The organism is Paenibacillus sp. FSL H8-0283, assembly GCF_045040675.1.
In the GTDB taxonomy this organism is placed as follows: Bacteria; Bacillota; Bacilli; order Paenibacillales; family Paenibacillaceae; genus Paenibacillus; species Paenibacillus amylolyticus.
In genome coordinates this window covers 722,613-746,428 of sequence record NZ_CP150295.1, presented here as the reverse complement: position 1 = coordinate 746,428, position 23,816 = coordinate 722,613, and the positions used below count along the sequence as shown (strand labels likewise).

The following is a 23,816-nucleotide window of genomic DNA, read 5'->3' as shown; positions in this document are numbered from 1 at the left end:
AGGGACACCTCATTTATTAAATAGTTGAATTAAACTTGTAACATGGTAACCATACTCCCTTTCAGTCTACTCCATTTGGGAGAGTGAAACAATTGGTTATGAGCACCAATACCTTGGTTATCGTGAATACAGCCGGGATAGTCAGGGTGATTTAAATAGAATTCAGGGACTCCGAAGCATGTTCAGAAAATGAGGAAACCAGAGGAATATGACGTGAAGAACACTCATATAAATAGAAAGGCACATCCCTCACGTTCTTACACGTTTAAGAGATATGCCTAATATGAAATGAAAATCTTTTTTTTTATTTCTTTTTAAACATGCAAACTAAGCTTTGGACAAAATACTAAGAGTCTGGAAAGCGCTCATAATCTGATTGGCACCGTAACCCATTGCTTCATATAGAGGCATGGCTACTTTGTTGTGCTCATCACCCGCCACCCATACTTGGCTGACTTTACGCTGCTGGAACCGCTGTTCCATAGCCTCGACAAGTGTTTTGCCGACTCCACGGCGACGATAGTCTGGATGTACCGCAATACGGTAGATACAACCCTGGTTGTGATCAATCGTACCGATCAAAGCGCCTACGAGGTCTCCCTCTTCTTCCGCAACCATGATCAGGTCTGAATCCCATGACAATTGACGGGCAAACGGGCCCATCGTGTTCTCATAACACTCTTCCGATAGTGCAACCTGGAGAAGCTCCGTCATCTGGCTTGCATCACTCAACTGAAAGGAACGAACGTGCATGTCTTAAATCTCCCTTTTCGTTAGCTTAGATGAGGTTTTTTACAAAAAGGGAATCCCTTTTTACCAAAAACCCAATGTTCATATAATGACAAAAAACGAGAAAATACCGCTTCTTCGTCAATTAAACCATACTTTTCTCCATAAAACACGCATTTTCTTTTGAAAGCGCTTAATTGTAACCGTTTACATGCGAATATTAAACTTTTCATCCATTTAAACGTCTGAAAACACATAAATAGTTGCATAAAGGGTAAAATATGTTTGTTATCTCTGGCCCATCATTAGATCAACGCCTCGGGGGACTTAATAAACAAAAATGTTGCTTAATTAGCTCGAATGCGGTTTAATATTAGTGGCAAGGGTATTATTACATATGTACCTGTTTTCAAAAAAACCTAAAATCTCAGGAGGTATTTCATTATGACTTTTCAATTACCAGCACTTCCTTACGCTAACGACGCACTGGAACCACATATCGATGCAAAAACGATGGAAATCCACCACGATCGCCATCACAATACTTATGTAACTAACTTGAACGCAGCTCTGGAAAGCGCTCCTGAACTGCAAGAAAAAAGCTTGGAAGATCTGATTGCTAACCTTGACAGCGTACCTGAAGGCATCCGCACAGCGGTTCGCAACAATGGTGGTGGACATGCTAACCACAGCCTGTTCTGGGAAATCATCGGACCTAACGGCGGCGGCGCTCCTACAGGCGATATCGCAGCAGCTATCGATAGCGAACTGGGTGGCTTTGATAAATTCAAAGAAGATTTCGCTAAAGCAGCTACAACTCGCTTCGGTTCCGGCTGGGCTTGGCTCGTAGTTGGTAAAGATGGCAAGTTGTCCATCACTAGCACACCTAACCAAGACAGCCCTCTCTTCGAAGGTCTGACTCCGGTTCTGGGTCTGGATGTATGGGAGCACGCTTACTACCTGAACTACCAAAACAAACGTCCTGACTACATCGCCGCTTTCTGGAATGTAATCAACTGGGATGAAGTGAACAAACGTTACGCTTCTGCAAAATAAGACTGTTAGCATGCAACAGTTAACATAAAAGAGAGCCTGATTCGGTCATCATGACCGTGATCAGGCTCTCTTTTCGCTATCACTATAGTTAATGGGTGTTTTGTTTCTAACGAACCCAGGACACGTTATTGCTCGATATTTCATCGTATCGCGAACCTAACGAATCTCAGAGTAGCTATTTCCCCAGATACGGGCTTTGATACGCACTTTTGGGTTGATTTGTCTATGATAACGTCACTCAGGTTCGTTAGAATTTATAATTGTGGTATATCCACATGATAAGACCTCTGGAGTTCGTTAGCTCCCCCATTTAATCATTCACTTGATCATACGCACCAGCAAAATAACTGCTGATCAGCTTCAGGAAGATATTCGGGAATGCCATCTTATCCATATCTTCCGGACCGATCCAGCGGTAGGTCAAGCCATCGCCTTTACCTGTCAGTGTCGGAGTGCTCAGCGCTAGGTCACTAACATCAGATGATGACATCAACATCTCTCCATCGTTAAGCGATGTTGAGATGTTCTGCGCATTAGGCGTGCCTGGCTCCGATGAATGCGTCGTGTCTGACTCAGGTGACACAGTTGACGATGAGGCTGTGCCCTCCCTTGTTGCCGCCTGTGCATCGTAGGCGGCTCTGGCTTCCGCTGCGATCAGCGGAAGCTCACTGCTCTGGTCCTGCTCGGTACACTTGTACACCTGTAGGCTCCAGACAATGTGGCTGAACACATGCTCCGCATGGGTAGCCAGCCCTTCCGGGCGGGCAGCGAAGCCTTCCGCCCACAGACTGCCGGCCAGCAATGCCATGGCCGGCTCATCCGCCAGCGGCGCCGCCTTCTTGCTTGCTGCGGCAGGCGCCGCGAGCACATGCGGCAGCTCCCACATGCGGGCCAATAGGCCCGTGTCTGGGCGCTGGCGCACAAGCACTTGGCCGCGATGAGCACCGCGGCCCTCCACAATCGCGACCAGCCGTTGCTCAGGGCGCGGCGGCTTCGCCTTGGTCTTGACCGGCAGTGTAAGCTCTCTTCCGGCGATGCGGCCGGAACATTGCTCCATGACCGGGCAAGTCAGGCAGTGCGGCGCTTTGGGTGTGCATACCAGCGCACCAAGCTCCATCAGCGCCTGATTGAAATCACGCGCCCGCCCTTCCGGAATGAGCTCTCCTGCGAGCTCTTCCATCAACACCCGGGTGCTGCCCTTCATAATGTCCTCATCGATGAGGAAGTATCGGGACAGTACCCGCATGACATTGCCATCTACCGCAGGCTGCGGCTGGTTGAAGGCAATGCTGAGAATGGCCCCGGCCGTGTAGGGGCCAACCCCTTTTAATGCAAAGACAGCCGGCTTGTCCTGCGGCATCTCGCCTCCGTGCAGCTCCATGACTTGTCTCGCAGCTGCCTGAAGATTACGTGCACGGGAGTAATAACCGAGTCCCTCCCAATTTTTCAAGACGTCTTCTTCTGGTGCCTCCGCCAACGCCTGCACGGTCGGGAAATTCCCGATAAAACGATTGAAATACGGAATTACCGTATCGACCCGAGTCTGCTGAAGCATAATCTCCGATACCCATGTGAAATAAGGATTGTTGTGGCGACGCCACGGCAAATCCCGTCGGTTGACCATATACCAGTCCAGCAAATTCACGCTGAAATGTTGTTTCTGTTCCTGTAAACCCATATTTCCGTCCTCTCCTATTGCCAAGCTAACTACTTTTCCATCTGCTCCACGATCGCAAAGGCCGCTGCCAATTCCGTCTGATGCGTAATACTCAAATGAATGTCATATTGCTTATCATATGGCAGCTGCAGACGTTCCCAGGCTTGACTGGACAGCGAGGCCACGGGACGTCCTGTCCCATCAGGCAGCACCTCAATGTCAGTGAAGCCCATGACACCACCAATACCGCAGCCAAATGCCTTAGACACCGCTTCTTTCGCTGCAAATCGACCGGATACAAACTCCGTCATCCGCTTCCCTCGACGAACCGCGATCTCCCGCTCTGCTGGCGTTAAAATTCGTTTTATGAAAGCTTCCGCATGGCGACCGGACAGCAGCTTCCGCATACGTCCAATCTCCAGCACATCATTGCCTATGCCATATATCATCAATGCTTCACCCGCTTAATCTTTTATACTGTAAGAGGTTATTCAAAAAGTCCCATCTTCTCGGTACTGAAAACCGCTCTTTTTGAACCTTCATTGTAAAAGATCTCCATTCAATCACATGATCCGTAACTCTCCGAACACGTATTCTATTGTAGCAGGAGGGGCGATCAGAAGCGAGTACCTATCCGCATTACCATATATGCTAAAATATGAATCAGGAATCGTCTAAAATTCTTAGGAGGTCTGAATAATGCCCATAACTTTTGAATTGCCCACTGACGTAGATGCGATCATTCGCGGGGACTTTTTCCCTGCACAACAACCCGCTCAAGGTGTTATCGTTCTGTCTCACGGATACAAAGGCTTCAAAGACTGGGGCATGTTCCCCTATGCAGCTTCACAGCTAAGCCAGACGCATCATGTGCTGACCTTTAATTTCTCTCACAACGGTATCGGCGAATATCTGGAGCAATTCTCTGAACTTGAAAAGTTCGCAGTGAATACCTACAGCCGGGAGCTTGCCGATCTGGCCCTGGTATTGGAACATGTGGCTACACAACCTGAACTCACTGGACTTCCTGTATACCTGGTTGGTCATAGCCGCGGTGCGGGCGTAAGTCTCGTCTATGCACTGGATCATCCCGAGCAGGTGGCAGGTGTCATCTCCTGGAATGGCGTAACCAATCTGGATCTCTTCACAGCGGAGCAAAAAGAAGAAATGCGTACGCATGGCCGTAGCCATGTCGTTAACGGACGAACAGGCCAGCAGATGCCACTGGACGTGGCTATTCTGGAAGACCTGGACAAGCATAGCAAACGTTACGTTATCCTTGACCGCTTGGCTTCTTCAACTTTGCGAGTCGCACTCATTCAGGGAACAGAAGATCCCCAGCGTCTGCGGGACGGTTCTGCCGCACTGGTTCAAACCCGCCCTGATATCCCATGGCACCAGGTGCCTGAAGGGAATCACACCTTTAATACGGTACATCCATTTAAAGAAACCACTCCGCAACTGGAGCAAGCCATCACCCAAACCCTGCAACAGATCAAAGACTGGAATAGTTAACTCATCTTTAATATAGTAATCACCTGGATTTTTGCGGTTTCTTGCTCCACATAACAAAAGAGTCACTGCGTGAGCAGTGACTCTTTTGCATTCCCTAAGAGGGACGTTATTTCAATGTTGGTGTTAACAGCCTATATCAATCATGCTCATTCATCCGTATTAGATACCAGGAATGGCATTGCGTTTGTGATGTGTACGCGTATAGAACGCTTCAAGGCGCTCTTGTGCAGCCGGATCGATCTGTTTGCCTTCGAGATAGTCGCTGTTCGCTTCATACGAAATTCCCAGCTCATCTTCGTCCGTCTGACCTTCCCATAGCCCTGCTGATGGTGCTTTGTCCAAAACAGCCTGTGGAACGTTCAGATATGCTGCCAACTGGCGTACCTGACGTTTGTTCAGGGTGCTCAGTGGTGTGATATCCACAGCACCGTCGCCCCATTTGGTATAGAAGCCTGTAATGGCTTCAGAAGCGTGATCCGTACCTACAACGAGCAAGTTCTCTTCAAACGAAAGCGCATATTGCATAACCATACGAGTTCTCGCTTTGACATTACCTTTGCCTTGGTGAGTCATATGACGTGGGCTACCCAAGGATTTGAAACCTTGCTCCACCTCCAGCGCAATCTCGTTAACTGCATCTTCGATATTGGTTTCCACGACATGCTTCAGATCGTATGCTTTGGCTACAGCGTAGCTGTGATCGATATCGGATTGTTCACCATAAGGTTGGAACACACCAAGCGTTTTGTACTCTTGGTTGTTCTCTTGCGTAAGCTCGTCCGTCGCTTTTTTGCAAAGCGCCGTAGCCACTGCGCTGTCAATACCGCCGCTGATTGCAATCAGCAAACCTTTGGCACCCGCATTTTTTACATACGTCTTCAGAAAATCAACACGCTTGCGTACTTCCTCTTCCTCATTAATGCTTGGTTTAACCTTCAATTCAGCGATGATCTGTTGTTGCAAACTCATCGTTCACACACCCCGTTTCTAAATGAATGAAATTTGATGTCCAGCTTGAAAGGTCCGAATGGTTCAATAACCTTATCTATCCAAAATGAAACGCCCCGGCATCGGTGATCCGAAGGGCGGGGCGTTCTATTGGAGCGAATTAACGGCAGTAACGGTCAAATGCACTTTTGAGATCAGCCGCAATATCCTCTGCAGAACGGTCTTCCACTTGATGACGCTCGATAAAGTGAACGAGTTCTCCGTCTTTCATCAGAGCGATGGACGGTGAAGATGGAGGATACGGTGCAAAGAATTCACGTGCTTTTGCAGTTGCTTCTTTGTCCTGACCAGCAAATACAGTGTACAGGTGATCAGGTGTAATATCGTGCTGCAGTGCTTGGGACACACCTGGGCGACATTGACCTGCGGCACATCCGCATACAGAGTTAATGACAACCAGCGCTGTTCCTTTTGCATCCGGAAGACTTGCTTCCACTTCTTCAGGAGTACGCAACTCCTGGATTCCTAGACGAGTTAAATCATCCCGCATCGGTTGAACCATATCTTTCATGTATTGATCAAATGACATCGACATTCGGTTTCACTCCTTATAAATGGTTGTTCTATGATCTCGATAGAATTAAAGGCCAATTACTCTCCAAAACAACGTTACATTCATATCGAACATTATGGATGTAATGATGTGCTATTCCTATTATACATCCATAAGCAATGAAAGCAAGATTCAGAAACCGCCTGCGGAAAGGCTTCTTCCATAATATTATGTCTCAATGTCTGGCAATATATGCTGAATGACTAACGTTCAAATGCCACTTTGAAGGTCGTGCCCTGGCCTTCCTCCGATTCCACAGTAATGGTTCCGTTATGTCGTTCCACAATACTCAGGCACATGGACAATCCAAGTCCGGTTCCCTTGGCTTTTGTCGTATAGAAAGGTTCAAACAGCTTTTCCTTCTTCACTCTGGGTAGACCAGGTCCTGTGTCACGTACACACAGTTCCACCTTATCATCCACTATCCGTGTCTCCAGTGTAAGCACACCCTTCTCATTCATGGCTTCCATCCCGTTACGGGCCAGGTTCAACACCACCTGTTTGATTTCCTTAGAATTGAGATGCAGCTTTGGCACATTATGGGCCAACATGAGTTCTATACTCTGACCACGCAGGTTCGCATCCGCCCATAACAACGGACTGAGTTCATGGATGATATCGTGCAGCTGGGATTCTTCTTTCTCGGCAATACGATTCTGAGCCAAAGACAAGAAATCATTAATGATACTATTGGCCCGGTCCAGCTCTTCCAGAACGATCCGGTAATAGTGATCGAGGGAATCAGGACTCTTTTCCTGCATGAGTTGAAGAAAGCCACGTACAACCGCCATTGGATTACGCACCTCATGCGTAATGCTTGCAGCCATCTGCCCCACCAGACTGAGACGATCCACATTATCCAGTTCACTTCGCAACATCTCAAGCTCCGTGATATCCTGGATGATCAGCATGGCTCCTGTAACTTCTCTCGCAGACTCTGTTGAAAAGGCATAAATCGGTACGGTTCGGGATTGAAATACGTGTGCACCGTAACGAACGGTCAACCCACTAATCTCACCATGAACGACGGCTCTGCGAATGCTTTTATCCATCTTGTCCGCCTGACCTTGTTCAACAAATTGACTGGCAGGCTGTCCAATGAGATCAGGCGTGGAAGTACAAGGTAGCTGCTCCCTTGCCGTTTGCTCCATCATCTCATTGACAAACATCACTGTGCCTTGTTTATCTACGGTGGCAATGGAGAGAGGCACTGCGTTCAGAATCTGATGAAGTTTCTCCGTTTCGGCTATGTATCGCTGGTGGACTTCCGAGAGATGTTGCTCCAGCCCGCGATAGTGCTTCATCCGTTCCAGCCATAGCAGACTCAGACTGCCCGCAACAATGGCTCCAGCGGTATATCCAAGTGCTGTAAGTATCATGTAGGTCGCAGAGTATGTGGATTCATTCTGGAGGGATGCGATCCATAACAGACTCGTTACAACCAGTTCCATTGTAATCAGGATGATGAGGATCGCCATTTTGCGTGAAGGTGTATTATGCTTGAATCGTTTGGCAGACAACCATACAATAGGATAGAGAAGAATGCCCGTATGAAGGAGAAATCCGTACAGATCATAGGGATGCGCAAAAAGAAAATAGAAGAGAATATGTAGAATGGACAGCGTTACGCCTATAGCGGACTTACAATACAAAATAACAAGTATCACAGGTACGATGCTTAATGATATGGGTACGGCCACCGGGCTTGCATAGAGCGCAAACAGCAGACACAATAACATGCTCAGGGCACTTGTCACAGCAAAACTGGTATGAACAGTTCCGGCATGTTCCATTCTGGCAATAGCCCGCTTGGAGAGTACCAGGCGGAATAAGGGAATCAGAAATACCGCCGACCCTGCCAGCAGTACTTGTAAAAGCATGTCCTTTAACGCAACCACAATGCCATCTCCTCCTCTGCCTGCACATTCCCTCATGTATTTCTGATTAAAACATAGGCGACAGTATATTACAATATATCCCTTAAGACTGCGCAATAGAACTGCTCATAACTCCATTATATTTCAGAAAAAGCCAGGAGTAGACACATTTTTCGTAAAACAGACAAAATCAATGAAAAAAGAGGGTAATAACATATGTATGATGTCATTGTAATTGGTGGTGGATCTGCGGGCCTGATGGCTTGCGTTGCTGCTGCCGAGCATGGAGCCTCCGTGCTTCTGCTGGATAAAGGAGATCAACTGGGTCGTAAACTCGGCATCTCTGGCGGAGGTCGATGCAATGTAACCAATGCCAAGGAAACGGATGAACTCATCCGACATATTCCGGGTAATGGACGCTTTTTATATAGTTCGTTTCAAAATTTGGACAACCAGGGAATCATGCGTTTCTTCGAGAATCTCGGAATTGCCCTGAAAGAAGAAGACAACGGCAGAATGTTCCCTGTAACCGATAAAGCGAAAACAGTTGTGGATGCGCTGGTTGGCAAAATTGTCTCCCTCGGCGTTGAGATTCGCACCAAAGAACCGGTCAAGGAAATTATTCAGAATGGTCAGCAGATACAAGGTGTTAAATTGATATCCGGTAAAACCATTCTTGGGCGCTCTGTCATCATCGCTACCGGCGGCAAGTCCGTACCCCAAACGGGATCTACCGGAGATGGTTATCCTTGGGCTGAGGCTGCGGGTCACACGATAACGGAGTTATATCCGACCGAAGTGCCCATTGTGTCTGGAGAGAGTTGGATTCAGTCTAAAGAACTGCAAGGTTTGTCTTTAAGGGATATCGCTCTATCCGTAGTAGATGCCAAAGGAAAAACAGTCATCTCTCATCGCGGGGATATGATCTTCACGCATTTTGGCGTGTCAGGACCGGTTGCACTGCGCTGCAGCCAATTTATCCGCAAGGTTCAGATGAAGTCTGGAAACCCACAGGTCATTATGAGCATTGATCTGTTCCCGGAACTGTCCTTAGGTGCATTAGAAGCACAGGTGCAACAAGTATTGGAACAAGAGTCCCGCAAAGCTGTCAAAAATATTTTAAAAACATGGGTTCCTGAACGTATGATTCCCTTAATGATGAAACGGGCAGAGATCAGCGATGACCTCACGTTCCACCATTTCCCCAAAGGTATGTTAAGCAACTTGTGTGGGCTAATGAAAGCTTTTACCTTCCGTGCAGACGGAACAAGATCGCTCAAAGAAGCCTTTGTTACTGGGGGAGGAATCCACTTAAAGGAGATATACCCAAAAACAATGGAATCCAAGCTGCTGCCTGGACTATTCTTTTGCGGTGAAGTTTTGGATATTCACGGCTACACCGGAGGGTATAATATCACTGCTGCTTTCTCCACGGGATATACGGCTGGCATGCATGCGGCTGAATATAAACACGTTACATCATAATAGGTATTACACACTTTAAGCGCATGATGAATTAGCTCAGATGCCCAAAACCCCGATATCCACATCTGTGGACGATCGGGGTTTTGGGTATTGTTCCATTTTAGAAAAATTAGCTCGAACTGCTCTTAGCTTGTGATGCTCCTATGCTTTCACACTGCCTGAGAATCCATCAGCCGAATCATCGTATGTTGGGTCATCGCTATAGTTATGTCTGCCTTGCTCCGTCTGGCTTCCCTGGTTTTGGCTCGCATAACCCTCATTCCAGTCTTCATTCACGAGATGAGCCGGAATCGATATATTCTGAAACTGATCCAGCTCTTCCGTTTGCGAGGCAAATACGGCACTTCCTCCATGAGATTGTACAATCTCTACGGCAGACTGAGGATCTTGGCGATCTGTAGGGATGTACAGTTCCAGCGGCCCGGACTGATACGGCTTATATCCCAACTCCTCCAAGGTTGCCCTGGCGGCATTCAACGCTGAATCGTCTGAGAAGTGCACCTGTAGTTCGCTATTATCCATCATCGTCTCTTCCTCCTTGCTACAGCTAATCTCTCATCATCCATAGATGAGATTCTTCTTCTATAGCATGGTCAGTTATAGCGCACGATATGCTCTGACTTAGAAAGGAATTCCTTTAGCCCCGGGTCAGCCGGACCCATCCGGCAATAGATAAGACACAGAGTCCGAAGGCCACCGCACCTGCAGCTGTCAGAATACCCACGATCCAGCCGAGCCAGGCCAACCCCAGCGTGAATCCCATAAGAATACCAATCGGGATGAACAACATCCGAACCATCATTGAACCTGCAAGATGCAGCGCCTCCGTGTCATACGTTATAAGCTGAACATAGTCGGACGTGGCAAAAACATCCCAGGAACGATAAAACATCACCGTCAACATGATGATTAATAACGCACACACAATGACATTGACCGGAAAAGGTGGTAATGCAACTGCTGCGATGGATAGTCCGCCAAGCTGCAGATACAATTTCATCGTGGCCGAGTTTCGGAAAAATGCCTTGAATGCAATCTCCGCTGTCCGATTCGCGATGGAACGATTACGTAACAGTTTACGCGGTTTACGGAAGATGATGGACCGTGTTCGTGGGGCTTTCGGCTTGCTCACCGCCCGGCTTAACATTAGAGCTGTAAGCTGCAGCCTGCTCCGCAGATCCTCCCGCACATCCCCTTCAAACGTTCCCTTCATCAATAGCCTCATCTGTCCAACTGTAATTAGAAGAAGCATGATAATTACGATTCCAAAACTGATTTTCCACGTCTGTCCATGCATCCATGATGTCGCATGAATGGTCATGTAACCTATGCCAATGACGAGAGGGATCATCTGAATCCAGCGTCGCCATCCAGTATGTCGAACCTTCGTCATATGTAGTGTTATGGCTTGGAATGAAGCTACCGCACCAAACCAGACAGCCATAAGTGCAATCTGGAGATTCGACATCTCATAGACACGGGACCACAGGGGTGCGGTCAGCGCTGTAATCAGGATCATTTTGCCCAGATGTTGCAGACAGGACCGGTAGAGCCCTTGCCTCATTAGCGTTCGCATCCACAACGGTCTTGATTTCAAAAACAATACATCCGCTTCCTCCACAAATATCAACACACCACCGGTAAGCATAACCACGTCGATCAGCCCAGTCAGTACGGGGAGCGGTAATCCTGTCGCCCATGCAGGCAGCGGTTTGGTCCACAGACTCGTGTACCATCCAATCAGGTAGAGCACACCCGGAACAAGCAGGTATACCCAAACTGTCCAATCCACGACGAGTCTGAGATTTTTCATCTGTTCCTTGAAATGCTCTTTGCGTCTTCGTCTGTATAAACGAAGTGGGGTATAACGCTGGGAAGTTTCCATTCTCTCTCACCCTCTCTCTATCTAAGACGTCAGTACATCAAAACAGTCAAACAAAGAGGCTTCCGGCAATCCTGCCACTTCACGGATCTCATCCAATGTTCCCTCGGCAGCAGATCTGCCCGAAGCAATCAGAATAAACCGGTCGCAGATTCGTTCAGCGGTATCCAGTACATGCGTAGACATAAGCACACCCGCGCCGCGGCGACGTTCATCATCAAGTAATTTTAGAAAATCCTTGGTTGCACGAGGGTCCAATCCGATGAACGGCTCGTCCACAATATAGATATCCGGTGAAGACAGAAATCCGATCATCAACATCATTTTCTGCCGCATGCCCTTTGAGAAACTGGCTGGAAGATCATTCCGAACGTGGTCCATACCGAAACGAATCAACAGTTCCTCCGCTCTTGCAACAAAAGCTTCTTCCTCCATTTCATACGCCGCTGCCGCCAGATCAAGATGTTCCCATAGGGTCATATATTCATAAAAAACCGGTTGCTCCGGGATATAGGCATAACGACCATCTCCCCCAATCGTCACTTCATAGTTCGCATGTTCCAGCAGACCAAGAAGCGTTTTGATTGTGGTACTTTTGCCCGCACCATTGGGTCCGATAATACCTACCAGTTCTCCTCGTGCCACATTCATTCGAATATTGCGTATGGTTGATTGTCCCGGCTCGTATCCTGCCTCTGTAATATGTACGTCCAATATGGACTCCTGTACTTCCGTACTGTTATATTCCGTTCCCATATCATTCACTCCCTGTTCTGATCAGGCGTTTATTTCATTCTTTATGTTTTATTGTAATCGAGTTGCGGGTTGTATGTTTGATCATTTTGAGCATTTCTATATAGATGGGTAGGCTTCGTTACCAAAAGCTGGTGATTGTGCTCTTACAACCGCAGATTCAAGCAGATCAGAATCTTTAACTCCAATCTGCTCTCCAGGACTGTAACGCTTAATCATAGCGACGTTGATCGCAATAACCTCTTGAATACTCAAATACCGGGTCATGATCATCTGTCCTTGAGACCTTTCAAGGTTTGATCATATTCACCCATCACATCAGCCAATGTATCCATAAAATCACTACTGATTCCGTTAGGCAAATTAACTTTTGCAGACTTTTTAATAATAATCTCCCCATTGGACTGATTTACTTCGATTTGAACCATATCGCCTTGCTCAAGACCAATTTGTTTGAAGGCATCCGTCATTTTTAATCCAAGACTATTACCGAATTTAGTTACTTTTCGTTCCATCTCACTCACCCTATTCATTCATTAATCCCCACTAGTTGTACCATTCAACTGTTATAACAATAACACTGAAACTTTTGTCTATTTGCATATTATTTCAAATTTTATATAAAAAAGAAGCAGGGGTTCCGGAGCCCCTGCTTCTTCATATTACAATGAAAATCTCATATTACCGATTTGTCTCCACCACAAGAGTAGTTTCATTCTCTGCATCTGCATCCACGTTCAGATCCAGTGCGCCGCGGCTTTCGCTCGCGTAGTTGCTGCTGTCGGTACGCTCGCTGTCTTTCACGCTGTTGTTGCGTTCAGATTGAGTCCATGTCGCACTCTCTCCTTCGGCTTTGGCGTTCAGCCCCAGATCCAGTGCTCCGCGGCTTTCGCTCGCATAGCTGCTGCTGTCGGTACGCTCACGGTCATTCACACTGTTGTTTCGTTCAGATTGAGCCATCGTTGCACTCTCTCCTTCGGCATTCACGTTCAGACCGAGATCCAGTGCGCCACGGCTTTCGCTCGCAGTGCTACTGTTCGTGTTACGCTCGCCGTCTTTCACGCTGTTAGTGCGTTCAGATTGAGCCATCGTTGCACTCTCTCCTTCTGCTTTTGCGTTAAGACCTAGATCCAGTGCTCCACGGCTTTCGCTCGCAATGCTACTGTTTACGTTACGCTCACGGTCATTCACGCTATTGTTGCGTTCGGATTGAGTCCATGTCGCACTATCTCCTTCTGCTTTCGCGTTCAGACCCAGATCTAGTACACCGCGGCTTTCGCTCGCATAGCTGCTGTTCGTGTTACGCTCTCTGTCTTTCACGCTGTTGCTGCGTTCAGATTGAGTCCATGTCGCACTCTCTCCTTCTGCTTTTGCGTTCAGACCAAGACCCAGTGCTCCACGGCTTTCACTCGCGTAGCTGTTGTTTACGTTACGCTCACGGTCATTCACGCTGTTGCTGCGTTCAGATTGAGTCATCGTTGCACTCTCTCCTTCGACTTTTGCATTCAGACCGAGATCCAGTGCGCCACGGCTTTCACTCGCATAGCTGCTGTTCGTGTTACGCTCGCTGTCTTTCACGCTGTTATTGCGTTCAGATTGAGTCCATGTTGCACTCTCACCTTCGGCATTCACGTTCAGACTGAGATCCAGCGCTCCACGACTTTCACTCGCATAGCTGCTGTTTACGTTCCGATCATCGCCGCCTCGTGAATAGTCGCTCATCGTTGTACCTTCTCCCGACACATTGGCATTCAGGCCAAGGCCCAGCGTGCCAGAACTGTTACGCTCAGCAGTGTGATTGGAAGAACGATCATTGTATCGGTTTATGCTCTCTGAGGATAAGCCGGCATTAAGGCCAAGATCCAAATTCAATGCTCCAGTTGCACTGGATGAACCTCCGTAGCTACCATGGTTTCCGTAACCTGTGTCACGGTGTCCTGACAGAAGAGATCCCAGTTCCAGGCGCAAACCTGCATTTAGATCCAGATTGCCACTGCTGTTATTGCTATAGCTATCTGCGTAAGTTGCCTGCGAAGCTCCCAGCAATCCAGCTACCAACGTACCCGACAATACCGACAATTTTACCCAACGATTCACTTTTTTCATGATTATATACACTCCTTCTCAATTTTGGTTGAATTAACGCCATTGTTGCCTAAGAGAAAGAGGTATATTGCGGCGGCCGCCCCGGCGGTGCCTGTGACCATTGACTGAACCCATCGAGCCGTTCCATTCGGAAGGCAAAATCGTAATCTGGCGTAACCAGACCCGTTGTTGCTCCCGGAAGTGCAGCGGCTGGAGCGGTTGCTCCACCTCCAGTTACACCGGACGAACCGGAGCTTGTCCCTGCGGAAGCATTAGCTGCTCCGGGAGAAGTTACTGCAACAGACCAACTGGTTGGTCGTTCTGTGCGAGGCTGCAATGGAGATGTTGCATCATCATCATCTTGTTTCAGATCGGCTTCCTGGTTACTCTGCACTTGTTCAGTGACAGCTGGGTCAGCAGATGTCTCATCTACGAGGAATAACTCGTTACCTGGCAAACCTGCATTAACATCCGAATCCTGCGTCAGATCGGTTCCTTCCACAGATAATGCCTGCGGGACAGCAGGTTGTTCTGGACGTACTTCTAGTTCCGTGGTGACCTCCACCACTTTGCCCGTAACCTGTACTGCGTCCTGTCCTTCCTCGTTGTTCTGTGGTGAAACAGGATCTGCGAGTGCACTCGTATTGGAAGTTTCAACATTCGGTGTTTTGACGAGCGTCGGCTTTTCCGGAGTGATTACAGGCGGTTCCGGCTTCACACTTGGAATCTCCACCTTTTCCTGATCAGGATTGAGCTCAGCGGATACGTCTACAACTGGAACTTCTGCTTCCACAGATGGCAGCTGGACATTTCCCTTACTCAGATCCACACGGGATGAAGAGATATTGACCGAAGTAACTTCAGGTACATCCACCTTCACGGAAGGTAATTCAACCTTGCCCTGCCGAAGATCTGTTTTCACAGCAGACGTCTCTGCCTTGATCACCTCGGGTACCTCTGCGGTAACGCCAGGCAAGGAAGCTGTACCTTCGTTGAGGTTCACCTGACTGCTTGATACATCGGCTTTGATCACCGGTGTATCCGCCTGTACAGACGGCAGTTCGACGGTTCCCTTCTTCGCATCAATCCCAATCTCTGATGTTCCGGCCGATCCAAGCGGTGTATCTACTTTCAGCTCAGATACACTCAGCTTACCTGTCGATTCATTCCCTTTGATCGACGGAACTTCAACATCCAGTAGTGGTGTGGATACCGATACCGACGGAGTCAAATTCAACCCGCCATCCGAATCACGTGAAAACAAATTTAGCGACAATCCACTGGACGGTTTTTCAGAAGATACCTGAGCCTCGTCTGCGTATACATGTGACGATCCAAACCCCAGCATCAAAGTCCCGGCAAGTATTGCCAGTGGTATGCTTCCAAGACGCATAATCGATTTTGGTAACTTTACATTCAAGTTGCTTCACCCCCTTTCCGCTAATGCGTTGGTGGGACAAGGCATATGAGTTTTCCCCTAGGAATAATTAGAATACAGGGATTTCTGCCTGTTCCTCATTAAACGTGAAGGCGTTTACTCAAACGATTTATAATCATAAACTTAAAATTTGAAGTAAATTCAAACCTTCATTTCAACTGTTCTAACCTGAGCAGATCCGGCCTGTTTTCAGTCGCCTGCAATCATCGTCTTGGCTTCAATGGAGCCAGTCAAATCGGCTTTTTCCCCGCTACGTTTCATCAAATAAATCAAACCAAGCAGGGTCATCAAAATGCCTGAACAGACAAAAGCCGGCACTACACCAAATGAGGTGACCATAAATCCGCCTACCACCGGGCCCATAATATTACTGGCTGTCATCACGCTGCCTACCGTTCCAAACACCCTGCCTGTCATCGCCTCAGGTGTCTGTTCCTGCAACAGGATCTGAAAGGGGACAATTGCAAACCCAATTCCAACACCTGCCAGGGCAAAGAGGGATACTAACAACAGATTGGCACCTAGCCCGGCGTGCGGCCAAATCCCAACAATAACTCCGGCTCCGCCGATAACCAGACCCATGAGTATGGTGCCCAGACCCATTTTCAAAACATGCCCTGCATGCTTCCACTTCCGTACACTCATCGCTGCAATTAATGTACCTACGCCACTTGCTGCCACGCACCATCCCAGCAGATCACTTGAAATTCCGGGAAGTTGTCTGAATAACACCACAGTCTGTGAATCGGCAAATTGCAGAAAAAGTATGGCTGAAGCAAGCAAGATCAGAGACGTTCCTACATGAGGGAGAGATGCGAGCATGCGGATACCCTCAAGTGTTTCTTTCCAAAAAGAGCCTTTTGAGCGGTTGCGAACATCCCCAGCTGGCTCTTCCTCTACTTCTGTTACGTTATGAATTGCGGTTTGGATCACCCGAGTTCCAGGAATCCACAATAAAATGATGCCGGAGATCAGAAAAGAAGCTGAATCGAGAACAAAACACCAGGTAATGCCAAAAGCGGCTACCAGCAGTCCACCAAGCGCTGGACCAATAATTTTGGACATCTGTTCGATCACCGAGCTGATGGATACAGCTTGGGCAAGCTGTTCGCGAGGTACAATTTCCTTCAGCTTTCCGTTTTTGGCCGGAGAGAAGATTACATCAAACAGGGATTTGAGGACAAGCAGTATGTAGACGTGCCAGATCTGGTCAGCAAAAATTAACGCACCCACGATGATGATCCGTGCACCATCGGCTACAATCATCAGCCATTTTCGGTTCAGGCGATCTGCAAGCGTGCCTGCGAATGGCCCTGTCAACAAAATGGGTAGTGCTGCGGAAAGTGTGACAAATGTAATCTCCCAAGGCGTTGCATTCCATCGGATACCCACGAGGGTCAGAATTGCGAGCAGATGCAGCCAATCACCCAGATTGGAAATGCCCTGTGCCACCATCAATGTTACAAAAGATCGGTTATTCTTCAGCGGTCGTTGTCCTTCAAACGTTAAATCACTTGTCATCCTTCTTCTCCTCCATTATATTCCAATTCATAGTATGAACTCATTATATAGAGCAGCCCTCTACTCGACCTCCTGCCAGAGGCGGAGAAAAAGCGACATCTGAAGGATGATTTTTCAGCATGATGAATGATCAAATTTTAAATGCTAAAAATGCAAATCTTGTGACATATCGCATGTTTTTCGTAGAAATAGAAGTTTACAATTAAACTATGGCGACAACCTGAATCGTCAAACATAAATAACCAACTCATATAAGTTGAAATACTCTTTTACATGAACAGCATAACGGAGAGGACAGAAATAACCTGAAAAAGCGAAGCGTTCACCTAAAAGCTTTCTGAAAGAAAGCTCCATCGGAAGCATACGCTATCACCGGATTTTACCTTTGAAGAATATTTCAAAAAATCTGGGGATAACAGTGATTGGAAAGTTGTTCTGTCCTCGTAGTGGTAGGTTGGTAGGTTTATCATTTCAACTTATAAACTAATCTGAAAAGGCGGGATCAGCATGCTGGAATTACAAGAAATCGGAACCGAACGTTCACTTCATCTGTACCGCACCTTGGCCCAGACATTCAAGAGCGTGAATGAACACGCTGTATCCGGAAGCAAAGTGCATGGCTTCAACCCCACCGCATACGGGGTGCTCGAAGTGTTATATATGAAAGGAGCTCAGCCGATTCAACAGGTTGGCGCACAACTTCTGCTGCAAAGTGGTAATGTGACCTATGTGATCGATAAGCTGGAGCAAAAAGGATTGTTACACCGCAAACATTGTCCGCAAGACAGACGTATCATCTTTGTGGAACTGACCGAAGAAGGACAGCGCACCATGGATGACATCTATCCAGGCTATGCGTTGAAGATTGATCGGGCGGTAAGTGGACTAAGTGAGGAAGACAAGGAATTGCTGTCCGAACTCTTGGGAAGGCTTGCACATTCTGCAGACCGTTTATCAGCGAGCAGCTAGAGCGTATCTTTAAACCTGTCGAAAGCCGGAGCGGGAGCGCTAACGAACCTGTGACGTCTTATTCAGGGGTTTGAAGCGCTCGCAACATTTTAAGGAATCTGACACACGCTATCTTTAACAAACAGCCGTTTACAACGTGTTTTTCAGGTGATTTCGGGAAATAACGTGTCTCATGTTCCTTACAATTTAAAAAGAGGAGCAGAAGGTCAAATAAGACGTCCTCGGTTCCTTAGAAATTCGTCTGGACGATTCACCAGGATCAGCTAGCCTGTACTTCAAAATACTTTAGATCCGGACATCCCCAACGTATCACTTGCCTGAGTTTGAAGATACACTCTAGTCCACTGCACATATGCCATCAACAAAAATAACCGGATTTGCCTGACATCGGCGAATCCGGTTTTTCATATGTTTTTCGTATATATATATCTTCTTCTTACTTTGAGCCTTGGGGCTGCGTTGGAGCATCTGCATCTTCGGGTACAATTAAACGTTTGCGTAAAGCCAGCGTCGTTACCCACGACACCAATGCAATGACAAACATAATCACAAACAAGGAATGCAAGCTTCCTTCCAGAACGTTACGCAGCAGCGCCCATTTGTCATCAGATAGGGCGGCATCCGTATGTGGTGCGAGCAGTTCATTCAGATCATTCTCCGAAATTCCCGCCTCAGCCAGATTCTGTTCACTGGATAACGTGGAGATCCGATAGTTCAACCAAGTGCCAAAAGCCGCTGCACCAATCGTCTGTCCCAACGTACGCATGAACGTGTGCAATGCCGTAGAGGAGCCACGCTCCTTATATCCTACAGAAGACTGCGCAATAATGGTGAAGATCGTAAAAGCAAAACCGAAACCAAGACCATAAATAAAGGTCAATATAAAGAGCACAGCCTGCGGGGATGTCCCGCCAACCAGAAAGAGTCCACCCGATCCAATCGCAATACCGGTTAACCCAATCAATGCGGTCATACGTGATCCAATTTTCATTAACAGACGGCCTGCCATCACACTACCAATGAGCCAACCCACCGACATCGGTGCGAGCAACAGCCCGGATTCCGTCGCATTACCTCCCCGAACCCCCTGCACCCAGAGCGGCAAATAACTGGTCAGGCCGATCATCAAAGTACTGGTCAGCAGTCCAGCGATATTCGCCACACGGATGTCCCGAATTCGGAACAGATGTAGTGGAACCATTGGAGCCTGAGCTCTTTTTTCCACCACGAAAAATAAAATGATAAACAGAGCGGCGACCACACTCAGCACAACAATCAACGGAGAACTCCAGGCATAATACTGCCCACCCGCCGACAGGACAAATAACAATGCGGTAATGCCCACAGTGAAGGTCAGTGCACCGACATAATCAATCTTGGCCGTACGTGGAGAGATATCTTCCTTCAGATAACGAAACACAAACCACATCGCGAGCAGACCAAATGGCACATTAAAACCAAAGATCCACTGCCAGCCGAGATTATCTACAAAATAACCGCCAAGAAGCGGTCCCGCCAGAGAGGAAATGCCCCACACGGAGCTAATCCAGCCCTGGATTTTGCCACGTTCTTCAATGGCGTAGATGTCCCCAATAATCGTAAATGTAACAGGAACTACCGCACCCGCACCAATCCCTTGAATAGCACGGAAAATAATTAATTGCTCCATGTTCTGCGATAGGCAGCACAAGAGTGAGCCCAGTAAAAATAAGGCACAGCCAATCAGAAATACAGGCTTTCGTCCATACAGGTCACTGATTTTACCGAAAATGGGCGTACTCACAGCCATCGTTAGTAGGTATGCGGTGAAAATCCAGCTCAGCAGCTGTACACTCCCCAGCTCACTGACAATGGTCGGTCCTGCCGGACCAATTACGGTGCCTTCAATCGCTGACAGAAATGTCGCGAGCAACAGCCCCGTCAAGATGAAACTGCGCTTCAAACCTCCAGTTGCATTCACACAAACCCTTCTCTCTTTGTTCTCTATATAATTGGTACGTTAATCTACACATCTACTACGAACCAGAACAAGCTTCCAATCGCTGTTATCCCCAGATTTTTTCTTCTCCTCTCTAAACGAGAAATCCGGTGATAAAGGCGATCGCTTCGCTTCTCCAGCTTTGTTCTGTTTCTTCGTTTACGTGTAAATTTAAAAGCAATTATATATTGTCTCTTTTATTTACCTTTCTTGCGAAGGAACTCATCATACAACATCGAATACATCACCATATCCTTGTATCCGGTGGACGTATGTTGCACCTGTCGCAGCAGCCCTTCCCGCGTGAAGCCCCGGTTTGTCAGGAACTCGCCGGAAGCCAGATTACGCGGATCAACCAGCGCTTCGATTCGATTAAGACCCATGGTCTCATACCCAAAGGGCAGCAATGCAGAGAATGCCTCCGTCATATAACCGTGGCGCCAATAATCACGTCCCAGCTCATAACCGATCTCACCCCGGAATGCGCCTTCAAGCTGCCATGTATTGAATCCACAGCTGCCGATGAGCTTGCCTGTTTCTTTGAGTTCGATCCCCCAGCGGATCGCATCCTCTTCTCCTGCCATTTGGTTGAGGAGTCCAATCATGTCCGCCGCTTCGCTTGTCCCAATCATGGGTGCAAGATTCATGTAACGGGTCACCTCGCGATCTGACCAGCATGCGAACATCTGGGCCGCATCCCGGCGACGCATTTTACGCAGACGAAGCCGCGCAGTCTCCATTTCGGGAATTCTTCCTTTGCATTTATACATATAAAGACACTCCGATCCGATCTATCTCCGCAGACCATAATATTCACTAGTCATCTAATCATAACGTGCGCCGAATGGCAACTGTTCAGTCATGCACACACGTCAAAAAACCGGGCCAATGTCGCTCCCGGTCTTATTGTACGTATGGATCCATTCAAGTTTGAGTGAATTATGGAATCATGGCTTGTCCAAATGAATTTTAAGCTTTGGACGTTTTCTTGCCCTTCCCCAGTAATTCATCGCTAACCCGGCCAAACACAGCCGTGATTTCCTTGAATTCTTCGATGCCAGTCCCGGTCAGGCTCCATTGGTCCCCGTGGGCGGTCAGGAAGTTCTCCTGTGTCAGGTGTTCAAGCTCCTGCTTGATCTCCCGCTCTCCAACGCGATATCCCCGTTCTTCCAATAGGGGCAGTGCCTCGCTAACGTTCAAATCCTGATTTTGCGCGAAATGTAGTAGATGAATCCGTACAAAAAGATTCTGTACCTCTGCATGCATAAGCCAAGCTCCTTCCCGGGTTATAGCCCTCCGTGGTTGCTAAGTAATTACCCCACGTAAGAAGCTGAGAAACAGGAGGATTCTTCAGGTATTCCCTTCCCTTTCCGAAATCCTCCGCTTGACTAACCGCATCCTCTGCACTATCTTGAAAATAAGTACCATTTTGCTCGGGAGGGTGATTTACCATGTTTCAAGCTGTTTCCTATGAAGGAACACGAAGTGAGCAGCACACCGCCGTCCTGGGACAGTTAAGTGCTCTGATCCGCGATGAACCTAGTGCGATTGCCAATCTGGCGAACGCTGCTGCGCTGCTCAATGTATTTATGACCGACACCAATTGGGTCGGCTTCTATCTGTATGATGGAAAAGAACTGGTCCTCGGGCCATTCCAAGGACTGCCTGCCTGTATCCGAATTCCATTGGGACGTGGTGTATGCGGCACATCTGCTGCCGAAAAACGTACCATGGTCGTTGATGATGTTCATGCCTTCCCAGGCCACATTGCCTGCGATGCAGCATCGAACAGTGAGATCGTCGTACCGATTATCAAAAACGGCGAGCTGTACGGGGTGCTGGATATCGACAGCCCGATCAAAAACCGTTTTGACGACGAAGACCGCGTCTTCCTGGAGAAAGCCGTAAGCCTGCTCACAGAGCAGTTGGAGGCAACCATACCCCTTTAGGAAATGATGAATAAGGTGATCGGAGTCTCATCACACACGATGATGAAGAACCCGTAATAACAAAGAGCGCAGTCCTCTCAGAGGTCTGCGCTCTTTGTTATCCATTATGATTCACACCCATGTTCTTGCTCGCCCATGTTACTTTATGCATCTAGGATAATTCATGTTCCGCTTTAATCATCATCCCATCCCGCAGGAATTCAGCCAGCCTCGGGTGGTAACCATCATACATCTGACGGAAATTTTTATGCTCTACATACAGATTGGCCAAATCCCGATAGATCTCAGCGGTGGGTGTATAATAACCTTTGATCCATTCAAGATGCCTGCCAATAATCTGTTGTACTTTCGCACTACCGGGCTCCAATCCATCCTCAATGGCCTGTTGCAAGTCCAGATGAACTTGATCAATTTTCGCCTGGGAATCCAGATAATCTTCTTTTGACTTCAACTCCTGATTTTCAGGTAATGTGGATGAATTAGAAGATTGGATGTCGGACCTCTGAGCAACGTCTGTCTGCACATGGTTCATATCATTAGTGACTACAGCTTCAGAACCCGATTCATTCAGCAACTGGTGACGCCCCTTATTTACAAAACCGAAATAAAGCTCATGTTCATCAATTTCCTTTTCACCTTGCAAATGAGAGATCGTTTTGTCCAGTGTCTGAATCAATCCATGCAGACGGAGTGCCTTCTCCAGAATATCAATGCGATGTTGCTTCATGATGCGTATGACATCCTGAGGATTATCCCGTAGCATCGGGGCAATCTCATTCTCCTTCATACCTACTTCCTTACAGAAAAGGATTTGCTGGAGTCTCAACAATTCCTGCTTTTCATAATAGATGTCCTCATCTACATCCCCAAATGCCGGATTTAGAAGACCTGTCTCTGCATACTGGCTCAGTTCGTTCAGACTTACGCCTGACATTCCCGATACGTCAACCATGGAATATGCCATTTGAATACACCTCCTGCCTGTCCTGCAACTCCAAAGTTCAGGCTTAATTCATACTGCATTGTATTTGAATAATGAGAGAATATAAGACTTTCGGCAATGCTGTACCGCTTCATTCCGCTCGTGCTCTGGATGGGTACATCATGCTTCGGTGATATGAGCGGCGTTTGGTCAGTTATGTTACGGTATGTTAACTATGTTATACCCGTCTCATCAGATGTGAACCCGCAGTCGGCGAAGAATCCGCATGTATTTTTTTGATATATAAGTTCAACCAAATAATATTAACACTGGCCACTCGATGACAGAATAACCTTCCGATCACTGTTATCCCCAGATTTTTTTGATTCCCTTTTTAAAGGGAAAAATCCGGGGATAAAGGCGAACACTTCGTTTCTTC

Annotated in this window: 23 protein-coding genes; 5 read left to right on the top strand and 18 right to left on the bottom strand. The window is 47.6% G+C overall.

The window, feature by feature from the left end; genetic code table 11:
* Window positions 1–327: 327 nt before the first annotated feature.
* Complete coding sequence (locus MHI52_RS03500) at window positions 328–753, bottom strand: GNAT family N-acetyltransferase (RefSeq protein WP_017690782.1); 426 nt, start codon at window positions 751–753, stop codon at window positions 328–330.
* Between the two features lie 420 nt (window positions 754–1,173).
* Here MHI52_RS03500 and MHI52_RS03495 point away from each other — a divergent pair, with 420 nt between their 5' ends.
* A complete protein-coding gene (locus tag MHI52_RS03495; RefSeq protein WP_036614138.1) occupies window positions 1,174–1,785 on the top strand; it encodes a superoxide dismutase in 612 nt (203 codons plus the stop codon).
* A gap of 310 nt (window positions 1,786–2,095) precedes the next feature.
* Here the strand turns inward: MHI52_RS03495 and mutY are convergent, their stop codons facing one another.
* Window positions 2,096–3,463 (bottom strand): A/G-specific adenine glycosylase, encoded by a 1,368-nt coding sequence (gene mutY / locus MHI52_RS03490; protein WP_339285370.1) that lies wholly within the window; start codon window positions 3,461–3,463, stop codon window positions 2,096–2,098.
* Between the two features lie 29 nt (window positions 3,464–3,492).
* Complete coding sequence (acpS, locus tag MHI52_RS03485; RefSeq protein ID WP_036614140.1) at window positions 3,493–3,891, bottom strand: holo-ACP synthase; 399 nt, start codon at window positions 3,889–3,891, stop codon at window positions 3,493–3,495.
* A gap of 250 nt (window positions 3,892–4,141) precedes the next feature.
* On the opposite strand from acpS, the gene MHI52_RS03480 reads away from it, so the two are divergent.
* Entirely contained in the window at window positions 4,142–4,957 is an 816-nt protein-coding gene (locus tag MHI52_RS03480; RefSeq protein WP_339285368.1) for an alpha/beta fold hydrolase, read from the top strand.
* A 159-nt stretch (window positions 4,958–5,116) separates the two neighbouring features.
* On the opposite strand, the gene nadE is transcribed toward MHI52_RS03480, so the two are convergent.
* The 3 genes from nadE to MHI52_RS03465 all read right to left on the bottom strand — a co-directional run bounded on the left by nadE (window position 5,117) and on the right by MHI52_RS03465 (window position 8,398).
* Complete coding sequence (gene nadE, locus MHI52_RS03475; RefSeq protein ID WP_017690787.1) at window positions 5,117–5,926, bottom strand: ammonia-dependent NAD(+) synthetase; 810 nt, start codon at window positions 5,924–5,926, stop codon at window positions 5,117–5,119.
* Between the two features lie 139 nt (window positions 5,927–6,065).
* The gene (locus MHI52_RS03470; protein ID WP_017690788.1) at window positions 6,066–6,500 is read right to left on the bottom strand and encodes a BrxA/BrxB family bacilliredoxin; all 435 of its coding nucleotides are present in this window, start codon (window positions 6,498–6,500) and stop codon (window positions 6,066–6,068) included.
* Window positions 6,501–6,721: 221 nt separating this feature from the next.
* On the bottom strand, window positions 6,722–8,398 hold the full coding sequence (locus MHI52_RS03465) for an ATP-binding protein (RefSeq protein WP_340983518.1): 1,677 nt from the start codon (window positions 8,396–8,398) through the stop codon (window positions 6,722–6,724).
* 213 nt (window positions 8,399–8,611) lie between these two features.
* Here MHI52_RS03465 and MHI52_RS03460 point away from each other — a divergent pair, with 213 nt between their 5' ends.
* Complete coding sequence (locus MHI52_RS03460) at window positions 8,612–9,880, top strand: NAD(P)/FAD-dependent oxidoreductase (protein ID WP_036668236.1); 1,269 nt, start codon at window positions 8,612–8,614, stop codon at window positions 9,878–9,880.
* Window positions 9,881–10,021: 141 nt separating this feature from the next.
* On the opposite strand, the gene MHI52_RS03455 is transcribed toward MHI52_RS03460, so the two are convergent.
* The 8 genes from MHI52_RS03455 to MHI52_RS03420 form a co-directional block, all read right to left on the bottom strand.
* A complete protein-coding gene (locus MHI52_RS03455; protein ID WP_127550857.1) occupies window positions 10,022–10,405 on the bottom strand; it encodes a hypothetical protein in 384 nt (127 codons plus the stop codon).
* Window positions 10,406–10,517: 112 nt separating this feature from the next.
* Window positions 10,518–11,765 carry an ABC transporter permease gene (locus MHI52_RS03450; RefSeq protein ID WP_405158451.1) on the bottom strand — a complete coding sequence of 416 codons (1,248 nt, stop codon included), beginning with the start codon at window positions 11,763–11,765 and terminating at the stop codon, window positions 10,518–10,520.
* 21 nt (window positions 11,766–11,786) lie between these two features.
* The gene (locus MHI52_RS03445; protein ID WP_127550853.1) at window positions 11,787–12,518 is read right to left on the bottom strand and encodes an ABC transporter ATP-binding protein; all 732 of its coding nucleotides are present in this window, start codon (window positions 12,516–12,518) and stop codon (window positions 11,787–11,789) included.
* Between the two features lie 96 nt (window positions 12,519–12,614).
* Complete coding sequence (locus MHI52_RS03440) at window positions 12,615–12,782, bottom strand: hypothetical protein (protein ID WP_315373176.1); 168 nt, start codon at window positions 12,780–12,782, stop codon at window positions 12,615–12,617.
* 2 nt (window positions 12,783–12,784) lie between these two features.
* Window positions 12,785–13,048 carry an AbrB family transcriptional regulator gene (locus tag MHI52_RS03435; protein ID WP_315373177.1) on the bottom strand — a complete coding sequence of 88 codons (264 nt, stop codon included), beginning with the start codon at window positions 13,046–13,048 and terminating at the stop codon, window positions 12,785–12,787.
* 148 nt (window positions 13,049–13,196) lie between these two features.
* On the bottom strand, window positions 13,197–14,621 hold the full coding sequence (locus MHI52_RS03430) for a hypothetical protein (protein ID WP_340983523.1): 1,425 nt from the start codon (window positions 14,619–14,621) through the stop codon (window positions 13,197–13,199).
* 49 nt (window positions 14,622–14,670) lie between these two features.
* On the bottom strand, window positions 14,671–16,020 hold the full coding sequence (locus MHI52_RS03425; RefSeq protein ID WP_127550847.1) for a hypothetical protein: 1,350 nt from the start codon (window positions 16,018–16,020) through the stop codon (window positions 14,671–14,673).
* A gap of 207 nt (window positions 16,021–16,227) precedes the next feature.
* Window positions 16,228–17,559, bottom strand: a complete 1,332-nt coding sequence (locus MHI52_RS03420) for an MFS transporter (RefSeq protein ID WP_405158450.1) — start codon at window positions 17,557–17,559, stop codon at window positions 16,228–16,230.
* 507 nt (window positions 17,560–18,066) lie between these two features.
* Between MHI52_RS03420 and MHI52_RS03415 the strand changes: the two genes are divergently transcribed.
* Window positions 18,067–18,528 (top strand): MarR family winged helix-turn-helix transcriptional regulator, encoded by a 462-nt coding sequence (locus MHI52_RS03415; RefSeq protein WP_017690799.1) that lies wholly within the window; start codon window positions 18,067–18,069, stop codon window positions 18,526–18,528.
* A gap of 436 nt (window positions 18,529–18,964) precedes the next feature.
* Here MHI52_RS03415 and MHI52_RS03410 read toward each other — a convergent pair whose 3' ends face one another.
* From MHI52_RS03410 to MHI52_RS03400, 3 genes are all read right to left on the bottom strand, one after another.
* Entirely contained in the window at window positions 18,965–20,470 is a 1,506-nt protein-coding gene (locus MHI52_RS03410) for an MDR family MFS transporter (protein ID WP_340390569.1), read from the bottom strand.
* Between the two features lie 233 nt (window positions 20,471–20,703).
* Window positions 20,704–21,276, bottom strand: a complete 573-nt coding sequence (locus MHI52_RS03405; RefSeq protein ID WP_076254763.1) for a GNAT family N-acetyltransferase — start codon at window positions 21,274–21,276, stop codon at window positions 20,704–20,706.
* A 199-nt stretch (window positions 21,277–21,475) separates the two neighbouring features.
* Window positions 21,476–21,772 (bottom strand): hypothetical protein, encoded by a 297-nt coding sequence (locus MHI52_RS03400; protein WP_076254765.1) that lies wholly within the window; start codon window positions 21,770–21,772, stop codon window positions 21,476–21,478.
* Window positions 21,773–21,957: 185 nt separating this feature from the next.
* Between MHI52_RS03400 and MHI52_RS03395 the strand changes: the two genes are divergently transcribed.
* Entirely contained in the window at window positions 21,958–22,455 is a 498-nt protein-coding gene (locus MHI52_RS03395) for a GAF domain-containing protein (protein ID WP_076320214.1), read from the top strand.
* 151 nt (window positions 22,456–22,606) lie between these two features.
* Here the strand turns inward: MHI52_RS03395 and MHI52_RS03390 are convergent, their stop codons facing one another.
* Window positions 22,607–23,419: a TipAS antibiotic-recognition domain-containing protein gene (locus MHI52_RS03390; RefSeq protein ID WP_405158449.1), complete on the bottom strand. Its 813-nt coding sequence runs from the start codon at window positions 23,417–23,419 to the stop codon at window positions 22,607–22,609.
* Window positions 23,420–23,816 lie beyond the last annotated feature (397 nt).

Coding starts and splice junctions, on each gene's coding strand:
- MHI52_RS03400 (WP_076254765.1), bottom strand. CDS start 21,772: ATGCATGCAGAGGTACAGAATCTTTTTGTACGGATTCATCTACTACAT.
- MHI52_RS03480 (WP_339285368.1), top strand. CDS start 4,142: ATGCCCATAACTTTTGAATTGCCCACTGACGTAGATGCGATCATTCGC.
- MHI52_RS03495 (WP_036614138.1), top strand. CDS start 1,174: ATGACTTTTCAATTACCAGCACTTCCTTACGCTAACGACGCACTGGAA.
- MHI52_RS03445 (WP_127550853.1), bottom strand. CDS start 12,518: ATGGGAACGGAATATAACAGTACGGAAGTACAGGAGTCCATATTGGAC.
- MHI52_RS03500 (WP_017690782.1), bottom strand. CDS start 753: ATGCACGTTCGTTCCTTTCAGTTGAGTGATGCAAGCCAGATGACGGAG.
- MHI52_RS03390 (WP_405158449.1), bottom strand. CDS start 23,419: ATGGCATATTCCATGGTTGACGTATCGGGAATGTCAGGCGTAAGTCTG.
- MHI52_RS03465 (WP_340983518.1), bottom strand. CDS start 8,398: ATGCTTTTACAAGTACTGCTGGCAGGGTCGGCGGTATTTCTGATTCCC.
- MHI52_RS03455 (WP_127550857.1), bottom strand. CDS start 10,405: ATGATGGATAATAGCGAACTACAGGTGCACTTCTCAGACGATTCAGCG.
- acpS (WP_036614140.1), bottom strand. CDS start 3,891: ATGATATATGGCATAGGCAATGATGTGCTGGAGATTGGACGTATGCGG.
- MHI52_RS03430 (WP_340983523.1), bottom strand. CDS start 14,621: ATGAAAAAAGTGAATCGTTGGGTAAAATTGTCGGTATTGTCGGGTACG.
- MHI52_RS03415 (WP_017690799.1), top strand. CDS start 18,067: ATGCTGGAATTACAAGAAATCGGAACCGAACGTTCACTTCATCTGTAC.
- MHI52_RS03405 (WP_076254763.1), bottom strand. CDS start 21,276: ATGTATAAATGCAAAGGAAGAATTCCCGAAATGGAGACTGCGCGGCTT.
- nadE (WP_017690787.1), bottom strand. CDS start 5,926: ATGAGTTTGCAACAACAGATCATCGCTGAATTGAAGGTTAAACCAAGC.
- MHI52_RS03435 (WP_315373177.1), bottom strand. CDS start 13,048: ATGAATAGGGTGAGTGAGATGGAACGAAAAGTAACTAAATTCGGTAAT.
- MHI52_RS03470 (WP_017690788.1), bottom strand. CDS start 6,500: ATGTCGATGTCATTTGATCAATACATGAAAGATATGGTTCAACCGATG.
- MHI52_RS03460 (WP_036668236.1), top strand. CDS start 8,612: ATGTATGATGTCATTGTAATTGGTGGTGGATCTGCGGGCCTGATGGCT.
- MHI52_RS03440 (WP_315373176.1), bottom strand. CDS start 12,782: ATGACCCGGTATTTGAGTATTCAAGAGGTTATTGCGATCAACGTCGCT.
- mutY (WP_339285370.1), bottom strand. CDS start 3,463: ATGGGTTTACAGGAACAGAAACAACATTTCAGCGTGAATTTGCTGGAC.
- MHI52_RS03420 (WP_405158450.1), bottom strand. CDS start 17,559: ATGACAAGTGATTTAACGTTTGAAGGACAACGACCGCTGAAGAATAAC.
- MHI52_RS03450 (WP_405158451.1), bottom strand. CDS start 11,765: ATGGAAACTTCCCAGCGTTATACCCCACTTCGTTTATACAGACGAAGA.
- MHI52_RS03395 (WP_076320214.1), top strand. CDS start 21,958: ATGTTTCAAGCTGTTTCCTATGAAGGAACACGAAGTGAGCAGCACACC.